This is a genomic window from Clostridium sp. 1001271B_151109_B4 (assembly GCF_015670405.1).
Taxonomy (GTDB): Bacteria; Bacillota; Clostridia; order Clostridiales; family Clostridiaceae; genus Clostridium.
In genome coordinates this window covers 1-3,202 of sequence record NZ_JADPBQ010000043.1, presented here as the reverse complement: position 1 = coordinate 3,202, position 3,202 = coordinate 1, and the positions used below count along the sequence as shown (strand labels likewise).

At 27.6% G+C, this 3,202-nt stretch carries 3 protein-coding genes and 1 tRNA gene; 3 read left to right on the top strand and 1 reads right to left on the bottom strand.

Annotated elements, in window-relative coordinates:
* Position 1 precedes the first annotated feature (1 nt).
* A tRNA-Lys gene (locus tag I4V63_RS15370) sits at positions 2 to 77 on the top strand.
* An 82-nt stretch (positions 78 to 159) separates the two neighbouring features.
* Here the strand turns inward: I4V63_RS15370 and I4V63_RS15365 are convergent.
* Positions 160 to 927, bottom strand: a complete 768-nt coding sequence (locus tag I4V63_RS15365) for a signal peptidase II (protein WP_196002094.1) — start codon at positions 925 to 927, stop codon at positions 160 to 162.
* A gap of 150 nt (positions 928 to 1,077) precedes the next feature.
* Between I4V63_RS15365 and I4V63_RS15360 the strand changes: the two genes are divergently transcribed.
* Positions 1,078 to 1,881, top strand: coding sequence for a pyruvate, water dikinase regulatory protein (locus I4V63_RS15360; protein WP_196002093.1), 804 nt, complete (start codon positions 1,078 to 1,080; stop codon positions 1,879 to 1,881).
* 13 nt (positions 1,882 to 1,894) lie between these two features.
* Positions 1,895 to 2,776 carry a patatin-like phospholipase family protein gene (locus I4V63_RS15355; protein WP_196002092.1) on the top strand — a complete coding sequence of 294 codons (882 nt, stop codon included), beginning with the start codon at positions 1,895 to 1,897 and terminating at the stop codon, positions 2,774 to 2,776.
* Positions 2,777 to 3,202 lie beyond the last annotated feature (426 nt).

Sequence of the window (3,202 nt, the reverse complement as noted above, 5' to 3'; positions counted from 1 at the left end):
TGGTTTACTAGCTCAGTCGGTAGAGCACTTGACTTTTAATCAAGGTGTCCGGGGTTCGATTCCCCGGTAAGCCACCAAAAATCACTTCTATTATAGAAGTGATTTTTTAATAAGAAACTTGCTTAGCATAATAATATATATATAAAAAGGAAAAGGTATTTATACCTTTTCCTTTTTTAATATACTTAATAAATCTTTTTTTATGAATATAATAAATTTCTTTATAGAATTCAAATCATCTTTAAAAGATGTTTCTTCTGTTTCAGAAAAGAAACCATTTTTATAACAAGACATAATAAAAAATAGCAAACCTAAGTTTATATATATATCTTTGAAATCAGCAATAAACAAATCACTTATTCCTATGAAGTCTAGGCTACCACCGTAAAATACTTTATCTATAAATGAACATAAAGCTCCTGCAAAGATAAAGATGAAGCACATATCTATCCAAAAGTTTTTCTGACCTTTATATTTTACGTATCTATATAACTCAATAAATAGCAATAGAGCTATTCCATTGATTAAGATTAATAATGAAAATCCAATATTAAAATTGAATCTAGCATTTAGCCAAGAGCCTTGAGTATTTATTATAGGATTAAATGAAAGAAAATCTGGAATTATTTCAAAATAAGAATGAAAGAAATTAGTTTTAATAATTACTTTAAGACCCTGATCTAAGAGCATTAAAATTAAGAAAGTAATAAGTAATGATTTATTATTCAAGCCATTTATATTTTTAGTACTACACTTATAGATAATTAATCCAACCAGTGCAAATACTAAAAGTAAAGAAAGGTTCAGTATAAGAGTATAAAAGTCTTTGACTCTACCACTAACTATTTCAAATAAGAAATATACCAGCCACATAATTGGCAATAATCCAATTGTAATTATTTTATCTTTATTAAGCGAATTTTTCATAAGCTCCTCCTAAAGTTAGATTAAGTATACTTTGATTTTATCATAATAGATATTATAATTCATCATATTAGCAATTATTTGAAAAAAGTTGGTATAATAATAAGTGTAAGAGAATTTAGTTTAATTGAGAGAAATAGGAGGGTATTAGATATGCTAACAATTTTTGCAGTATCAGATTCAATAGGAGAAACAGCGGAACAGGTAGCACAGGCTGCAGCAAGCCAGTTTTCGGAAAATGTTGAAGTGCGAAGAATTCCTTATGTTAAGAGTTTAGAGGATGTACAAGAACTTATGAGTGATATTAAAGCCTGTGAAAATACAATGATTGTATCAACTATTATTACTGTAAATGTAAGAGAGTATTTAACTCAACAATGTATAGAAAGTAATGTATCAATTATAAATGTATTAGGGCCTATAATTAATGTTGCATCATCAATTTTAAATGAGCAACCACAATATAATCCAGGAGCTATGTGGAAAACAGATGAAGCATATTTTAAAAGAATTGAAGCAATGGAGTTTGCTATGCAGTATGATGATAGCAAAGATTATAGAGGATTAAAAAATGCAGATGTTGTTTTAGTTGGATTATCTAGAACTTCTAAAACACCATTATGCATGTATTTAGCTAATAAAGGAATTAAGGCCATTAATATTCCTTTAGTTCCAGAAGTAGAAGTGCCAAAAGAATTATTTGAAATAGATAAACATAAAATATTTGGCTTAACAATAAATCCATTGCAATTAATAGAAATTAGAAAGCGAAGATTAGATAAGTTCCATAGAATACCTTCTAATATTGAATATGCAGGTGATGCTAGAATAATAGAGGAGTTTGATTTTTCAGATAAAATTATTAGAAAGTTAGGTTGTAAGACCATAGATGTTACTCAAAGGGCTATAGAAGATACTGCACTTATAATTATTAAAGCTTTAGGGTGTGATAAGTAATTGGGAGGAGAGTATGAAGGTAGGATTAGTTTTAGCTGGAGGGGGTTCAAGAGGAGCTTATCAAATAGGAGTTTGGAAGGCTCTATCTGAATTAAACATAGATAAATATATAGAAGTTGTTTCTGGAACTTCTATAGGAGCATTAAATGCTATGTTGTTTTTACAGGGAAACTTGAATTTAGCTGAAGAAATTTGGTGTAGCTTAACAAGAGAAGAAATTCTACCATTAGAAGAAAAAGATTTAATTGTAAAAGGAATATTATTTTTTTTAGGGGCCAAAAATATGTCATTTATAAAAAAATATATACCTACTGTTGTTAAGGGGGGGACCTTATCGAGAGAGGGATTGAATGATATATTAAAAAAGGTTGATTTTAAGAAGATTAAGAATTCTAAGGTAAAGGGATTTGCAACATGTACGAGTATTCCAGAAATAAGAGCACAATACTTTAATATTAATGAATATTCAGAAGATATTATAAAACAAATATTATATGCAACATCAGCAGTTCCATTAATATATGATTCTCCTCTAATAGATAATATTAATTACTTAGATGGGGGAATTGTTGATAATGTACCAATACAACCTGTATATGGAGAACATTGTGATATTATAATAGTAGTTCAATTATCAGCAGATAGTCAGATAAATACAGAGATGTATCCTAATACTAATATAATACAGATTAATTCAGAAGAAGGTGAAGGTGCAGACTTAAAGGGAATGATGGATTTTAATACAGATGTAATTAGAAAAAGAATATCTAAAGGATATAAAGATACAATATATAAAATTAAACCTATAATGGATTTAACACGTAATATAGATAATGATAAAGGAGTATCAAAACAGAGCTTATTAGATTCTATAAAAACAATATTCAATAGATAGAAGTATAAGGGAAACTTGTATTTTCAAAATAAGTTAAGTGAGTGAATAGTATATTGTAGATATTAAACCTACTAGGGAATATAAAATCTAAATAAAGTATTCAACTCACTTTCTTCTAATTAAATAAAGTATTATTTAATTAAAAGAAAGTTGTTGACATAAGTAATATATAATGATAAGATAAAATACGTCGCTGATGACAAAATACTACAAAAACTTATAAAAAATAAGTTATTGACAAGTAATTGCTAAAGTGATAAGATACCAATTGTCGCTTTCAAAATACGACAAAAACTTTTAAAAAAGTTATTGACAGATGTCGTAAGTAGTGATAAGATAAAGAAGTCGCTTCGGTGTGACAGAGTAAATGGTCTTTGAAAATTGAACAGAATATAGTTAAAGTAAACCAGCAATTCTTTTGAGAGT